11 protein-coding genes are annotated in these 15151 nt (G+C 65.1%); 9 read left to right on the top strand and 2 right to left on the bottom strand.

Going from position 1 to position 15151, the window contains the following annotated elements:
* Nucleotides 1-17 precede the first annotated feature (17 nt).
* From CAM01S_RS02905 to CAM01S_RS02885, 5 genes are read left to right on the top strand one after another with little or no spacing between them, the layout of a single operon-like run.
* Nucleotides 18-1382, top strand: coding sequence for an ABC transporter substrate-binding protein (locus CAM01S_RS02905; RefSeq protein WP_245631508.1), 1365 nt, complete (start codon nt 18-20; stop codon nt 1380-1382).
* Between the two features lie 55 nt (nt 1383-1437).
* A complete protein-coding gene (locus tag CAM01S_RS02900) occupies nt 1438-2349 on the top strand; it encodes a carbohydrate ABC transporter permease (RefSeq protein ID WP_066516098.1) in 912 nt (303 codons plus the stop codon).
* Nucleotides 2346-3281, top strand: a complete 936-nt coding sequence (locus CAM01S_RS02895; RefSeq protein ID WP_066516093.1) for a carbohydrate ABC transporter permease — start codon at nt 2346-2348, stop codon at nt 3279-3281. Before CAM01S_RS02900 ends, CAM01S_RS02895 begins: the two co-directional genes overlap by 4 nt.
* Entirely contained in the window at nt 3281-5275 is a 1995-nt protein-coding gene (locus CAM01S_RS02890; protein ID WP_066516090.1) for a beta-galactosidase, read from the top strand. The genes CAM01S_RS02895 and CAM01S_RS02890 overlap by 1 nt, the downstream gene beginning before the upstream one ends.
* Nucleotides 5272-6402, top strand: a complete 1131-nt coding sequence (locus CAM01S_RS02885; RefSeq protein WP_066516087.1) for a Gfo/Idh/MocA family oxidoreductase — start codon at nt 5272-5274, stop codon at nt 6400-6402. Before CAM01S_RS02890 ends, CAM01S_RS02885 begins: the two co-directional genes overlap by 4 nt.
* A gap of 471 nt (nt 6403-6873) precedes the next feature.
* Here the strand turns inward: CAM01S_RS02885 and CAM01S_RS02880 are convergent, their stop codons facing one another.
* A complete protein-coding gene (locus CAM01S_RS02880; RefSeq protein WP_066516083.1) occupies nt 6874-7437 on the bottom strand; it encodes a hypothetical protein in 564 nt (187 codons plus the stop codon).
* Between the two features lie 966 nt (nt 7438-8403).
* Between CAM01S_RS02880 and CAM01S_RS02875 the strand changes: the two genes are divergently transcribed.
* Genes CAM01S_RS02875 through CAM01S_RS02860 form a run of 4 tightly spaced genes read left to right on the top strand, consistent with a single transcriptional unit; the run spans nt 8404 to nt 12821 of the window.
* Nucleotides 8404-9816 carry an ABC transporter substrate-binding protein gene (locus CAM01S_RS02875; protein WP_066516077.1) on the top strand — a complete coding sequence of 471 codons (1413 nt, stop codon included), beginning with the start codon at nt 8404-8406 and terminating at the stop codon, nt 9814-9816.
* Entirely contained in the window at nt 9813-10847 is a 1035-nt protein-coding gene (locus CAM01S_RS02870) for a carbohydrate ABC transporter permease (RefSeq protein WP_217999707.1), read from the top strand. Before CAM01S_RS02875 ends, CAM01S_RS02870 begins: the two co-directional genes overlap by 4 nt.
* A complete protein-coding gene (locus tag CAM01S_RS02865) occupies nt 10844-11734 on the top strand; it encodes a carbohydrate ABC transporter permease (RefSeq protein ID WP_066516067.1) in 891 nt (296 codons plus the stop codon). Before CAM01S_RS02870 ends, CAM01S_RS02865 begins: the two co-directional genes overlap by 4 nt.
* A gap of 58 nt (nt 11735-11792) precedes the next feature.
* Nucleotides 11793-12821, top strand: coding sequence for a LacI family DNA-binding transcriptional regulator (locus tag CAM01S_RS02860; RefSeq protein WP_066516065.1), 1029 nt, complete (start codon nt 11793-11795; stop codon nt 12819-12821).
* Between the two features lie 49 nt (nt 12822-12870).
* Here CAM01S_RS02860 and CAM01S_RS02855 read toward each other — a convergent pair whose 3' ends face one another.
* The gene (locus tag CAM01S_RS02855) at nt 12871-15033 is read right to left on the bottom strand and encodes a glycoside hydrolase family 2 protein (RefSeq protein WP_066516064.1); all 2163 of its coding nucleotides are present in this window, start codon (nt 15031-15033) and stop codon (nt 12871-12873) included.
* Nucleotides 15034-15151 lie beyond the last annotated feature (118 nt).

Genomic DNA, 15151 nt, shown 5'->3' with positions numbered 1-15151 from the left:
CGACAACGAAAGTCACCATGAAAAGCGCACGCAAAGCAGCAATGACGCTGGGAGCAATGATGGTCGCGGCCAGTCTCGCGCTCACCGGCTGTTCAGGATCCGGGTCCTCCGGCTCGTCAGGCTCGTCCGGCACCACGAAAACCGTCACCCAGGCGGAGATCGATAAGGCGATGAACACGCCCACCACACTGACGTTCTGGACCTGGGTGCCCAACATTCAGACCGAGGTCAACCTGTTCGAGAAGAAGTACCCGAAGATCAAAGTCAAGGTCGTCAACACCACCGGCGGCTCAACCCACTACCCGAAGCTCCGGGCCGCGCTGCAGGCTGGCAAGGGTGTCCCCGACGTGTCGCAGATCGAATACGACTACATCCCGTCCTTCACCCAAACGAAGAGCCTTCTCAACCTCACCCCCTACGGCGCCGCATCACTGAAGAGCGACTACGTCGGCTGGGTATGGAACCAGGTGCAGTCCGGATCCAACGTCTGGGCGATCCCGCAAGACTCCGGCCCACTTGGCAACCTCTACCGGAACGACATCTACACAAAGGCCGGCATCAGCGGCGCACCAAAGACGTGGAGCGACTTCGCGGCAGACGCGGCGACGATCAAGTCGAAAACCGGCTCGTACATCACCGACCTGCCCGGGAACGACATGTTCCAAACGATCGGGTTCTTCTGGCAGGCGGGGGCGAAGCCCTTCTCATACGACGGAAGCAAGACGGTCGGAATCAATCTCAACTCCGCCACGGACCAGAAGGTCGTGTCGTACTGGCAGGACCTGATCAACAAAAACCTGGTGGCAACCGACCCCGATTTCACCGACGCGTACTATCAGGGCCTCGCCCAGGGCAAATACGCCAGCTGGCTGGTCGCCGCGTGGGGCCCGGTGTTCCTGCAGGGAACCGTGAAAAGCACCAGCGGTGACTGGCGCGCCGGAGACATCCCCCAGTGGACCGCCGGCGCGAACGTCTCCGGCAACTGGGGCGGATCCTCCGACGCGGTCATGGCGACGACCAAGAACCCGATCGCTTCCTACGAGCTCGCCAAGTTCATCAACAACGATGCGCAGTCAACGCTCGATCTGGCGAACCAGCAGTTCCTGTTCCCGACCACGAACAAGACGCTCACAAGCCCCCAATTCACCAACCAAAGTTCCGCGTTCTACGGGGGCCAGAAGGTGAATCAGTTCTTCGCAGGCGTCTCCAAGACGGTGGACAAGAAGTTCCAGTGGCTGCCGTTCATGGACTACGTGAACTCCAGCTACGCGAACACGCTCGGCAAAGCGATCGCCGATCACAGCGACTTGAAGGCCGCGCTGGCGACCTGGCAGCAGCAGGTCGTGACCTACGCAAAGCAGCAGGGATTCACCGTCAAGTAATCGAACTGCCGGCCCGACCATCGCCGGTCGGGCCGGCCCTTCGTTCGGAGGCATCATGACCACAGTCACCGGCCGCGCCCGTCGCAGCCACATCCGGAGCGCGCAGACAAGAGCGGCGTGGATCCTCGTCGTTCCGTTCCTCATCGTGTTCGCGGCGATGTTCCTCATCCCGCTCGCATACAGCGCCTACCTCAGCACCTTCACCTCGCAACTCGTCGGCGGCCAAGTCTTTGCCGGTCTGACGAACTACGTGCGCGCCCTGCAGGACCCCAGTTTCTGGGGCGGCCTCGGCCGTGTCGCGCTGTTCCTGTTCGTTCAGGTGCCAATCATGTTGGCGGCATCGATCTTCTTCGCGCTCGCGCTCGACAGCGGACGAGTGCGCGCCGGCAAGGTCGCCAGGCTGCTGATCTTCGTGCCCTACGCCGTTCCCAGCGTCGTCGCGACGCTCATGTGGGGCTACCTCTACGGCACCGACTTCGGCCTCATCACGCAGGTGTTCCACACGCTCGGACTCCAGGCACCCAACCTGCTCTCCGCCAAGAACGTGCTCGGCTCGACGATGAACATCGTCTGCTGGGAATTCATCGGCTACAACATGATCATCCTCTACGCAGCGCTTCGGTCGATTCCAAATGACATCTACGAAGCAGCCGAAATCGACGGCGCAGGTCAGATCCGTGTCGCCTGGAACATCAAGCTGCCGGCGATCCGTCAGGCCATCCTGCTCACGGTGATCTTCTCGATCATCGGCTCGTTCCAACTGTTCAACGAGCCCAGCCTGCTGTTCAACATCGCCCCGAACTCGGTCGGGACCGACTTCACCCCGAACCTGTATGCGTACAACGTTGCGTTCCGGAATCAGGAAATCAACTACGCAGCGGCAATCGCGTTCCTCCTCGGGATCTTCATCATGATCATCTCGTTCGTGGTACAGACGCTGACCAACCGGAAGGAACGACTGGCATGACCGCAGCACCCCTGGCAACGGAAAGCGTCAACGCGGTCCGGTCCCACCCCTCCAGCGTGCGCAAACGCTCCCGCCACGGCGTCGGAAAACGCCCTCGCAGCACAGTGCTGACGATCATCGTGTGGATCACACTGATCTACTTCCTCGTGCCGCTGCTGTGGTTGCTGATCTCCGCAACCAAAACCAACAGCGACCTGTTCACCACCTTCGGACTCGCGTTCGGTCACTCATTCCAGTTCTTCCAAAACATCGGGCAACTGTTCACCTTCCAAGGCGGCGTATTCGCGCGGTGGCTGCTCAACACCGTGTTCTACGCAGTGGTGAGCGCTGTCGGCGCCGCCGCGCTCGCCACGGCGTGCGGATTCGCGCTGGCGAAATACCGATTCCGCGGCCAGGGATTCGTGTTCGGGCTCATCCTCGGCTCGATCATGGTGCCGCTGACCGCCCTCGCCATCCCGACCTATCTGCTGTTCGCCGCTGCGAACCTCACCGACTCCGTCTGGGCGGTGATCCTCCCGTCGCTTGTCAGCCCCTTCGGCGTCTACCTCATGCGCGTCTACGCCGCCGACGCCGTCGACGACAGTCTCCTCGAGGCAGCGCGCATCGACGGCGCGAGCGAGTTCCTGATCTTCCGGACGATCGCGCTTCGCCTGCTCGCCCCCGGAATCGTCACGGTCCTGCTGTTCCAGCTCGTCGCGACCTGGAACAACTACTTCCTGCCGCTGATCATGCTGAACACCCAGTCGCTGTACCCGGTGACGGTCGGCTTGGCGCAATGGCAGGCAACCGCCTCGGCCGGCGGCGGAGCGCAGGTGCTGTTCTCCACCGTCCTCACCGGCGCATTCGTCTCGGTCATACCGCTGATCGTCGCATTCCTCTTTCTGCAGCGGTACTGGCAGTCGGGGCTCGCCACAGGAGGTGTCAAGGGTTGATGGATCGGCTTTGGTATGGCGGGGATTACAACCCCGAACAATGGCCGCGCGACGTATGGGACGACGACGTCCGATTGATGCGTCGCGCCGGTGTGACCGTGGCAACGGTCGGCGTGTTCTCCTGGGCGAAACTCGAACCCGCCGACGGACACTTCGAGTTCGCGTGGTTGGACGACATCTTGGACCGCTTACACGCAGGCGGCATCCGCGTCGACCTCGCGACAGCGACGGCCTCGCCGCCCCCGTGGCTGACATTGGCGCACCCGGATGTGCTGCCCGTCACCGCCGATGGGGTCCGCCTCTCGGTGGGCAGTCGCCAGCAATATTCCCCGTCCTCAAGCACCTACCGCCGGTACGCGGATCGCCTGGTCCGCACGCTCGCGGAACGCTACCGCGACCATCCAGCGCTTGAGGCCTGGCACGTGAACAACGAGCTCGCCTGCCACATCCACCACGATTACTCAGACGAGTCCGCGCTCGCGTTTCGCGTCTGGCTCCGCAGCCGCTACACAACGATCGAGAACCTCAACCAGGTCTGGGGCACCGCGTTCTGGTCACAGCAGTACGGCAGCTTCGACGAAGTGATGCCGCCCCGGGCAGCTCCGACATTCCAAAACCCAACCCAGTTGCTTGATTACGACCGCTTCTCCTCCGACGCGTGGCTCGCCGTCTACCGAGCAGAAGCCGCGATCCTCCGCGAGCTCACCCCGAACACACCCATCACCACCAACTTCATGGGGTTCTTCAAGCACGCCGACTACTGGGCGTGGTCGCGGGACGTGGACTTCGTCTCCGATGACCACTACGTCGACCCCGCCGATCCGGCCGCACCCGCTCTCGCCGCCATGACCCGGGACTTGATGCGTTCACTCGCTGGCGGGAAACCATGGATTCTCATGGAGCAAGCAACGAGCGCGGTGAATTGGCGCACCCGGAACGCTCCGATCCCTCCCGGCATGCATCGACTGCTGTCACTGCAAGCCGTCGCCCACGGCGCCGACGGGATCATGCAATTCCAATGGCGGCAATCCCGGGCGGGGGCAGAGAAGTTTCACTCCGCCATGCTCCCCCACGGCGGCGAACACACGCGCATCTTCGAACAAACCGTCGCACTCGGCGAGGAATTGGCATCCCTCGCAGACATCGTCGGAGCGACCCAGGACGCACCGGTCGGGATCATCGCCGACTGGGACAGCTGGTGGGCGCTGGAACAACCAGCCACCCCCGCGCAGCTCTCCTACGTTCGGATCCTGCTGCGCTGGCACCAGGAACTCCGCGCCCGCGGTGTCGTCGCTGACCTGGTCCGGCCCGACAGCGACCTCACCCACTACCGAGCGGTGATCGCGCCCGCGACCGTCGTCCTGACCGAGCAGGCCGCAGGGAACCTCGCCGAATACGCGCGCGCCGGCGGCACGTTGGTCGCCGCCTACCAAACCGGGGTCCTCAACGAACACCTGCACGTCTGGTTGGACGGCTACCTCGGCGGTCCGACGCTCCGGCAGGTGCTCGGCATCCGCGTCGAGGAATTCGCCCCCGTCGCGGAACCCTCACTCTCGGGCGGACCCATTCCGCGCCTCGAGATCGACGGGCTCGCAGCGGGCCCTGCCGATGAATGGGGTGAGGTCATCCGCGTCGTCGACGGAACCGTTGAGGTTCACGCGACGTTCAGCGGCGGCATGCTCGACGGACTTCCCGCGATCACCCGCAACCCGGTCGGCACCGGCACGGCGTGGTACGTGGGTACAGCTCCAGAGAACCTCGGCACCGTCATCGCAGCAGTCCTGGACGACGCAGGCATCGCCGGGGACCGTCTCCCTGACGGTCTCGAAGTTATCGACCGCGGACCATACCGATTCGCCCTGAACTTCGGGACCACTGAGGCAGAACTCAACGGCGAACGCATCCCCGCACGATCCGCGTCGATCACGTCCTCCGACTCGCGCAACGCGCTGGACACGTTAGACGCTACCGCGCCAGCACTCCACCACGAATGACCAACCCGGAAGCAACGGGCCAGCCGCCGCGTGATCAGTCGCCCGCGTCGGTCGGCATCATCGGGACGGGGTGGCGAGCAGGCTTCTTCCTGCGCGTCGCCTCGGACCCGGCCTCGCCGTTCCGGGTTCGACGGCTGCTGGCGCACTCGGACGTATCAGCGGAGACCGCGCGCGCACGGTGGGGAATTCCGACAGACACCTCGCTCCACGTCTTCCTGCGGGAGCACTACGACTTCGTCCTGATCGCGGTACCCCGCGACGCGGCTCCGAGCCTTGCCGGGAAGCTCGCCGCCCGCGATGTCGCAGTGCTCCTTGAAACCCCGCCCGCACCGGATCTGCCCACACTCCGATCGCTCTATCAGAGTCTCGGACCCAACGCGCCAATACAGGTCGCCGAGCAATACCCGTACCAGCCCCATCACGCAGCCCGCCTCGCCGTCGCCCACGCCCACGCCTTCGGTGCCGTCACCTCCGCCGCCGTATCCGCAGCCCACGAATATCACGCGATCCGTCTGATTCGCTCGTTCCTCCGCGTCGGCTTCGATGACACGCTCATCACAGCCCAACAGGTTTCCGACAGGGTCGCCCGGACGCTGTCCTCCACCGGATGGGCGTCAGACATGGCATCCCTCACCAGCACCCGCACCCTCGCCCAACTTCGATTCCCGGACGACAAGCTCGGCCTCTACGACTTCGAAGACGAACAATACTTCTCCCCGATCCGCACCCGGCACGTGCTCGTACGCGGCGAACGGGGCGAAATCTCCGACGACCGCGTCTCTCTGATGACCGCACCCGAGGCGCCTGTCTTGCTCCACCTAGAGCGCCGTCACACCGGGATCGACGGTGACCTCGAAGGCGCCTCGCTTGACCGGATCACACTCGGCCGCGACGTCGTCTACCGCTCCCCATTCCGAGGCGCACGCTTGTCTGATGATGAAATAGCCATCGCCACCGTCTGCGACCGCATGCGCTCCTTCGCCCGAGAGGGCATCGCCTTCTCACCCCTCGGAGACGCCTGCCACGACTCCTACCTCGCACACCTGGTCACCGAGGCAGCACACACAGGGACTCCCGTTGCGTCGACACCACAGCCCTGGTCCACGACACACAGCGTGCTGCAATAGCAGCACGACCGACGGTGCTGGCGTCGGACGCACCCCGCAACTCCTCAACATCCCATTCCGCACGATGCACGCAAACGCCGCCGCAGCGACGACATCGGGAAGCGCCGCGGTGAGGGCGCGCCGCGCGGACCTGGTGAAGACGACCTCGCAGCGGGGCTGCTGACCTGGGCTCATCGACTGGCGACGCGCTGTCTCCCGCAGCGGCGTCGGTCCCAGAAGCAGGAGCCGTAGCGAGCCGCCCGCGCCCGATCATCGCCGCCCGCACCTCATCCACGGAGGACACCGCACCAGCCTCGAGCTCAGCGATCGCGGTCCTGAGCGCGCGAACCTCGTCCGGGTCGCTCAGGATGTCCACGGTCTCGACGAGCGAGTCGTAATCGTCCGCGCTGAGCAGCACCGCGACGGCGTGGACGCGATCCATCGGGCGCTACCTCGTCTGGTCACCGCCCCCCTGCGGATGGTCGTCGCTCCCTACTGTCCCGTCTGCACCAGCCGCAAGATTTCGTCGTCCCTGCCGACCATGTCGGTTGCGGTTGCACAGAGCCAGCCGGCGGGGCTGCGATGCATCGCGGCGACGGTCCCGCGGCGGCTGTGAACGGCCAGCGTGCCGGAGAACTCAACCTCACCGAGGAGCATGGTGATGCCCTGCCGCTGCCACGTCTGCGGGAGGGTCCGCGCCCACCAGTACACACCGTCCGTTCCGGTGTCGGGCAGGTCGAACCCGTCGACGTAGCCCTCACCGTGCACAGCCGCGAACGCGGGCAACCCGGCCGCCGCGTCCACAGCAGCGCAGACGATGCTCTCCGGAACGCGCCGGCTCGGATGCGTCGCCGCGACCCAGCCGACATCGCCGTCATGGTCGACGCGAAGCAGCAGCAGCGACGGCTCCTCACAAACAATCACCGACCCGACAGGAAGGTCCCGGATGCGGTCGGCGAGCTTCCTCGTGGGGACGGATTCCCACCCGGTGACAGCGTCGGTGTCGACGCCGTGGGTGCCGGCCGGCGGGAGGATTCGAACGGTTGAAGTGGTCATGGCGGTAGTTGCCTCTCTCTAACAGTGAATGATGGATGCTGCGCTGAATCGCGCCCACTGCCCGGTAGGCCGCGGCCCGCAGCAGGTCGTGGTTGGAGCCGGGGCCGGCGGGCGGACCGCGCGCTCGCGCGTCAGCCGTGCGGGGCCTGCGCCGCCGAACGCCGGAACTCACCGGCGCGTTGCTGGGTTGCACGGTCGCTCCTGTCTGTGGTGTGCCCCGCCCGGATGACGGGGTCTCCTCCACCTATGCGCGGAAGATCGGACCAGCTGTACGCATCCGACATCAGCCAGAGTTCGGCACCCACTCCGCGGGAAATCACCGGGGCCGTGATCACGCATCGGCGGCACCGCCGACGAGCCCCATGACCTGGTCGGCATAGAAGAGGGTTTGCCGTGCGCCGCCGTGCCCTGCGGCGGGACCTCCCGCAGGACGCACATCACTGCAACCGGCCTCCCCTCAGGCCTTTGGAAGTGTCGCGGGCCTTCGGATGGTGGGGCGTCGCAGCGTCCCGCTGCTCGTACGGACCGACGCGAACGGCGTCATCCCAAGAGTTCGGACGCGGACAGGAATTCCGCCTTCCCGTCGAGTGACCTGCAGCGGTCAAGGTCGTCGACATCAGTTCGGTCACGCTGTCCCACTGCGACCTCACGCACCGACCGACCCCCGCGTCGACGCGCGCACCGGGCCGCGCCGGCGGACGACGCACGCACGCACGCCACAAGCTCCGCATGACAGCGGATCCCGGGCAGGATACGCGGCGGCTCCGCATGCGCGAGCCCTCCGGCTCAGCCACCAGGAACTCCGGTGATCGGCGAAAGTCCGCGGAGGTTCGCCGCGCCACACCGGTTCGGTCCGCACGTTGAGCGCGTATTGCGCCGAAATGCTTTGCAACGATGCAAAACTGTCGTATGGTTACGGCGTCGCTCTGAGCGGCTCCCTTTTCATCAACGACGATAGGAAGACTCATGGTCCTTCGAGGATTGGCGCCGCGTCGCCCGAACGCGCGTGCGCGGGGCCGAAGCGTGGCCGCGATCGCGCTGGCCGCCGTGTCCGTGCTCGGCCTCGCCGCATGTTCCAGCGGTGGCTCTGGTAGCGGCGGCGCTTCTGCAGTAGCTCAGAGTTCATCGCCGAGCCCGTCCTCCACGACCACTGCGTCATGCTCGCCGAATGCCACTCGACTCACCTTCTGGGGCTGGCCGGCCGGATACGACCTCGCGGTGAACGAGTTCAACAAGACACACAAAGATGTCTGCGTCGCACTCGAGAACGCGGGCGCCGCTGGCGACGAATACACGAAACTCAGCGACGCGATCAAGGCCGGCAACGGGGCTCCGGATATCGCCACCATCGAATACTTCGAACTCCCCTCGTTCGAGATCACGCACAGCCTCGTCGACCTCTCGTCCTACGGAATCGACTCGGCGAAAGCGAACGAAGCGCCCGCAGCCTGGGCCCAGGTGTCCCAGGGCTCGCACGTGTACGCCATGCCGGTCGACCTCGGCCCGCTTGCGCTCTACTACAACCAGAACGAGTTCTCGCAGAACGGCCTCTCGGTCCCAACCACGTGGGACCAGTTCGCGACCGAAGCCGCGACGCTGCACACCAAGAACCCGGCGGACGCGATGACCAATCTCGACCCGGAGAACGCGCAGGCGATGCTCGCGCTCATGCAGCAATACGGCGCCTTCCCGTTCACATATACCGGCGGATCGAAGCTTGGCATCAACTTCACGGGCTCGAACGAGATGGCGTTCGCGAAGTACTGGCAGGACCTGATTTCGGCGAAAGAAGTCACCACCGCCGCCGACTTCTCCCCGGCCCAGTGGTCCAACCTCGACAGCGGCGTCAACGCGGCGCGGATCAGCCCGGCGTGGGGACCGGTCGGCATGCAACTGAGCATCAAGAACACGCTCGGTGACTGGCGCGCTGCGCCGCTGCCACAGCTCACCGCCGGAAGCTCAGCATCCGGGAACTGGGGAGGCTCCACGCTCGCGGTCGTCAAGGGAACGGCCCACGCCAAGCAGGCGGCCGAATTCGTCAAGTGGTTCGGCGGTTCCGCAGACTCCTGGAAGATCCTCAGCGGCGACGTCGCAGGTGCATTCCCCGGCTACCTGCCGCTCTTGAACAACTCGGCGTTCCAGCAGCGCACGCTGAAGATCTCGGGCAGCTCGACGTCCAACGTCGTGTTCGCGCAGGCGGCGAAGAACATCAAGGCGCCGGAGTGGCCGCCGATCATGACCGCGGCGCTGACGCAGTGGACCGACACGTTCGCCGGCGTCACCAAGGGAACCGAAACCCTCCAGCAGGCGTTCACGAAGTTCCAGTCGCAGATGACCGACTACGCGAAGTCACAGGGCTTCACGGTCACGGGGTCGTGAAGCCCGTGAGCCAACACGTGATCGACCGTCAGGGGCGGGATGTGCACAGCACGCCCACCCCTGACGGGGCACCTGCTTCGGCTGCTCGTCGGGCCAGGCGCGAGGGCTCCGGGTTCCCCACCCGGGCCCCACGGGGCGCTGGAACGCGTGGCGGCCGCCGCGGTGTCCGCGAATGGGCCGGCGCGGTCTTCATCGCCCCGCACATGCTGATGCTCGCGCTGTTCATGCTCGTACCCACGATCTACGCCGTCTGGTCAAGCCTGTTCGCCACCAAGCTCATCGGCGGTCGTAGTTTCGCAGGCCTCGCCAACTACGTGACCATCTTCCACTCGGCGCCATTCTGGTCCGGCGTCGTCCGCGTGCTCGTCTTCGGCGTGATTCAGGTGCCGGTCACGCTGGCCCTGGCGTTCGCATTCGCGGCACTCTTTGATGCGGGCGTCATCCGGGGCAGCAAGTTCTTCCGCACCGTCTTCTTCATGCCGTTCGCGGTGCCGGGAGTCGTGGCCTCGGTGATGTGGTCATTCCTCCTGCTCCCGCATTTCGGGCCGTACGCCAACCTGCTCAATGCGATCGGCCTCCACAACGTCAACTTCTTCTCCGGGTCGCTGATCCTGCCGACGATCATCCTAATCGTGGTGTGGGAATGGACCGGCTACAACATGACGATCCTGTACACCTCACTCCGCTCCATCCCGCGGGAGGTGACCGAGGCCGCGATCGTCGAAGGAGCCTCCCTGTGGACGATCATCCTGCGCATCAAACTGCCGATGGTCATGCCATCGGTTGTCATGCTCGTCTTCCTCAACGCAGTCGGAGCGCTGCAGTTGTTCACCGAGCCGTCGATCCTCGCGGCGTTCCAGCCGCAGGCGGTGTCGTTCGGATTCACCCCGTCGCTGTTCGTCTACAACACCGCTGTCGGCAGCGGTCAATACGAGCTCGGCGCTGCGGCCGCCGTCGTGCTCGCAATCATCATCGGGGGCATCTCGGTCGCCGGCTTCGCGGTGCGCCGCAGGAATGGAGAGTTCCGATGACCGACAATGACCGCGTCCCCGCACACCTCTACGGTCTCCCCCGCGCGGCAACTCCGGTTCTGACAGCCCTCACCGGCCTGTTCGCCGTGTTCATCCTGGCGCCATTGGTCTGGCTGCTGATCAGCGCGACGAAGTCGCAGGCGGAGATCTATACGAGCTTCGGGTTCTGGTTCGCGGGGCCGTTCCGGCTCTGGGACAACATCGCTGCACTCGGGCAGAACATCAGCGGCGCGGGCATCTTCATCGACTGGCTCGGCAACACACTCTTCTACGCGGTCGCGGGCGCGGTGGGCGCGACGATTCTCTCGGCGCTGGCAGGCTACGGCTTTTCGCGGTACCGGTTTCGTGGCGCGAACGCGATGTTCTTCCTCGTCATGTCGACGCTCCTCGTTCCGCTGACATCGATCGCCCTGCCGCTGTTCCTCGTCTATTCGAAAGTGGGACTGGTCAACTCGGTTTGGGGCATGATCCTGCCGAGCATGGTCTCGCCAGTGGGCATCTACCTCATGCGCACGTACATGGATGCATCAGTGCCCAAAGATCTCATCGAGGCTGCCCGCCTCGATGGGGCGAGCGAGATCCGGATCTTCACTCGGATCGCGATCCCGTTGGCATTTCCCGGGCTGATGACCGTGCTGCTGATCACGATCGTCGCCGTGTGGAACAACTATTTCCTGCCGCTCATCATCTTCAGCAAAAACAGCCTCTATCCGTTGACCGTCGGACTCTCATCGCTCTCGCACGCTGCGGAGACTGGCTCGCGCGCCGATCTCGTTCCGGTCCTCATCACCGGTGGCCTCATCACAGTGCTGCCGCTGATCGTGCTGTTCCTGTTACTCGAACGGTATTTCCGCGGCGGTCTGCTGCAAGGCAGCACGACCGGGTGACCGGACGCCGAGGACAGGAAGCGCGGCATACTGAGGGGACGGCGGAAAGGGAGCCCGAGTGAGTGGTCCAGCGCGTCTGCGGGACGTTGCCGAACGTGCCGGCGTCTCGATTCGTACCGTCTCGAACGTCGTCAACGGGTATGCGCGGGTCTCGGAGTCGAAGCGGCAGCGAGTCGAAGAAGCCGTGGCAGCGCTCGGCTACCGCCCCAACCTCGTCGCTCGGAACTTAAAAAGCGGCCGAAGCGGTTTGATCGCGCTGATCGTCCCCGAACTCGACGTCCCCTACTTCGCCGAGCTCGCGCGCGCCGTCGTAACCACCGCGCGCGCGTACGGATACACGGTGGTAGTCGACCAGACCGACGGGGAGCCCGATCGTGAACGCGAACTCATTCAGCGTGAAGGCACAGCGGCACTCTTCGACGGCATCATCCTGAGCCCGCTGGCGCTCTCTGCCGCCGACCTGCCCCCGCACGATCCGGCACAGCCGCTCGTGCTGCTCGGTGAGCGCGTCGCCGGAAGCGAATACGATCACGTCGCCATCGACAACGTCGCCGCCGCTCGCGCTGCAACATCGCACCTCTTTGATCTCGGCCGGCGCCGGATCGCGGCGATCGGTGACCAGCCGTATGAGACCGGCGAGACCGCGCAGCTGCGCACAACCGGATATCGCCTCGCACATGAGGACCGCGGCATCCCCGTCGACGAGTCGCTCATCATTCCGCGCGCTCGATTCCATTTCGGCGACGGCGCCGACGCCATGCGGGACCTGCTCCAGCACCCCAACGGGGCGCCCGATGCTGTCTTCTGCTTCAACGATCTCGTCGCGATCGGTGCGATGCGGGTCGCGTTAGAGGCGGGCCTTCGGATTCCGGAGGATCTCGCCGTTGTCGGTTTCGATGACATTGAGGCATCGCGGTATCAAACGCCGTCGCTGACAACGATCGCACCAAACCGCGTAGCCATTGCACAGACCGCGGTGGAGCGTGTGATGGCACGGTTCGGCGATCACGCCGATCAACCGCCGGAGGAGTTCTTCGTCGGGTACGAGCTTGTCGTGCGGGAGAGCACAGCCGGCGCGACCCGATAGGCCCGAAGCGTCTGCCGGCGCTGGTCCCACAAGCGCTTCACCCCGGCGGTTAGCCGCGGACAATGTCCACGGCTCCGCGCCCGAGCACGGTCCCGTCGGCGAGTCGGAGGAATACGTGCAAGCGAGCGGACGGCACCCGGCGGGGAAGGGTTGTCGCGACGGTTACCGGCGCGCTGAGGATGAACGGTTCGACATCGACCGTGTCCACGATGACTGGCGCACCGTCTGTCACGTCCGGCTCCTCCGAGAACACGCTGCCCCACGCCGCCTCGACGGTCACGGTCACCGGCGAGACACCGTGGTGCGAGACGTGCACCCCGAATTCGACCGAGCCCGTCGCTGTCACAACGTCGCGGCCCGGAGCCTCCGGACTGATGTCGAACACGGTGGCGGTCTCACCGTTTGCATAGCGCGGGGGCCGGCCGCCGTGATCCTTCATGGTCCGATCCGCGGCGACGAACCCCGCGCTCTCATGCTCGATGTCGTTCAACTCGGTCCACACCCACCCCGCGACCGAGTCGTGCCGACGCAGTTCCTGGGTCTGCCAATGCAGATTCCAGCCACGGTCGATCGAAGTCCACCCGCCACCGAACTCGCTATTGATGAAGGGGACCTGCCGGGGAACCGGCCCGTCCACCATCAGCCGCTTGTCGACGATGACGTCGACCGCGATCGCGACCGGAAAGGACGGGTCATCGTCCCGCACCAGTTCCGCGACTTTGCGGGCCCACCCAGCCGGGTGCTCGTCATAGACATGCCAGTCGATCAGATCGCTATCGATGTGCGTCCAACCGGAGTTATCGACGGCAGGCCGGCTCGGGTCGAGACTCCGCAGCATCTGGCGGGCGCGGATCACCGCCTCCTGTTTTGCGGGATCTTCCGGGAGCGCCCAGTCGAGTCCCCACTCCTCGTTATACAGACCCCAGATGACGATGCTCGGATGATTCCCGTCGCGGTGGACCATAGGCGCGATCTGCGCCTCGAATGCGGCGGCGGAGTCGGCGGAGAATCGTCCCGTCGACGCAGGCTCGGCCCATACGAGCATCCCCATCCGGTCGGCATGGTGGTGGAAACGTGGGTCCTCGAGCTTCAGATGCTTGCGAACCAAGTTGAAGCCCGCATCCCGGGCGATCTCGAGGTCGCGGACAAACGAACGGTCATCGGGAGCGGTAATGCCCGTCTCCGGCCAGTACCCCTGATCCAGGACGCCGCGGATCGAAATTCGCTGCCCGTTCAGGTAGACCTTCCCGTCGCGGGTGCGGATGGATCGAAGCCCGGTCTCGCTCTCCACGTGATCCGCGCTCCCCGCGTACACCACATCGACAACGACCCGGTACAGATGGGGGTCCGTGGGCGACCAGAGGCGGGGGGCAGCGAGCGCGGCGGTGATGCCGCCTTCGAGTTCCTCGCTGGTTGCTTCAATCGTGGTGACAACGCCCGACCTTCCGTGCACGTGGTCTTCCAGAACGGAAACCAGGATGCGTGCGGAATCGCGGCCGGGACCGGCAACTCGTCCGGCGATGACCAGTCCGTCGAGGTTCTCGGTGGCCTGAAGCGCGAGGTCGTCGAGATACGTTGCGGGGCGAGCCTCGAGCCAGACCGGCTGCCAGATCCCGCTCGATGGCGTGAACGCGCAGCTGTCGTAGTCGTCGCGCGGCGTACTGCGTTGTTTGCCGTGAGCGATCCAGCGCTTGTCGTTCGGTGCCGACACCCCGACAACGAGCTCGTGCTCACCGATATGCAACGCTCTCGCCTCCGGCTCGGCATGCGCTTCTGGCGAGTCGGCCGGTGCTGTGGGCGCACCTAACGCGTCCGTGATGTCGAACTCAAAGGGAACATATCCGCCGACATGAGTACCGACCACGATGCCATTGACAGACACGGTCGCGGCATGGTGTACCGCACCGAAATGCAAGACGATTCGCTGGCCTGTCCACTCCTCAGGGACCGTGAACGTGCGTCGATATCGTGCATCTTCCAGCCAGTGCGCCCCGATCCCGGACCGCGGTGTTTCCCAGGCGAACGGCACCAGGATCGACTCAGAGATGCGCTGCGCTGCAGGGGCGCTGCCCCGCTGGAAATCCCACACACCGTTGAGGCTTTGCCAGGAGTGGCTCCGATCAAAATGCGGGCGCGGGTACTCGGGGCGCGGAACATCTGAAAGAGGCGTCTGAACGCCTCCAGTGGCACGAGCGGGCAGGGTCGTCGTCATCGAGCGGTCCTTCAGTGGGGGCAGGCGGTGGACGGACGCTATCACCAATTTTGCATCGTTGCAATCACGATGCACTCTCGACTGCACTCACGCCCAATAAGGGTTGCGAAGCCGAGTC

Origin of the sequence: Curtobacterium ammoniigenes NBRC 101786, from assembly GCF_001571045.1 — a bacterium.
Taxonomy (GTDB): domain Bacteria; phylum Actinomycetota; class Actinomycetes; order Actinomycetales; family Microbacteriaceae; genus Curtobacterium; species Curtobacterium ammoniigenes.
The sequence above is the reverse complement of the archived record's forward strand: the minus strand, read 5'-3'. Positions and strand labels throughout refer to the sequence as shown.

Bases quoted from the DNA above. Each gene is read 5' to 3' on its own strand.
- CAM01S_RS02905 (WP_245631508.1), top strand. From the start codon at position 18: ATGAAAAGCGCACGCAAAGCAGCAATGACGCTGGGAGCAATGATGGTC.
- CAM01S_RS02900 (WP_066516098.1), top strand. From the start codon at position 1,438: ATGACCACAGTCACCGGCCGCGCCCGTCGCAGCCACATCCGGAGCGCG.
- CAM01S_RS02895 (WP_066516093.1), top strand. From the start codon at position 2,346: ATGACCGCAGCACCCCTGGCAACGGAAAGCGTCAACGCGGTCCGGTCC.
- CAM01S_RS02890 (WP_066516090.1), top strand. From the start codon at position 3,281: ATGGATCGGCTTTGGTATGGCGGGGATTACAACCCCGAACAATGGCCG.
- CAM01S_RS02885 (WP_066516087.1), top strand. From the start codon at position 5,272: ATGACCAACCCGGAAGCAACGGGCCAGCCGCCGCGTGATCAGTCGCCC.
- CAM01S_RS02880 (WP_066516083.1), bottom strand. From the start codon at position 7,437: ATGACCACTTCAACCGTTCGAATCCTCCCGCCGGCCGGCACCCACGGC.
- CAM01S_RS02875 (WP_066516077.1), top strand. From the start codon at position 8,404: ATGGTCCTTCGAGGATTGGCGCCGCGTCGCCCGAACGCGCGTGCGCGG.
- CAM01S_RS02865 (WP_066516067.1), top strand. From the start codon at position 10,844: ATGACCGACAATGACCGCGTCCCCGCACACCTCTACGGTCTCCCCCGC.
- CAM01S_RS02855 (WP_066516064.1), bottom strand. From the start codon at position 15,033: ATGACGACGACCCTGCCCGCTCGTGCCACTGGAGGCGTTCAGACGCCT.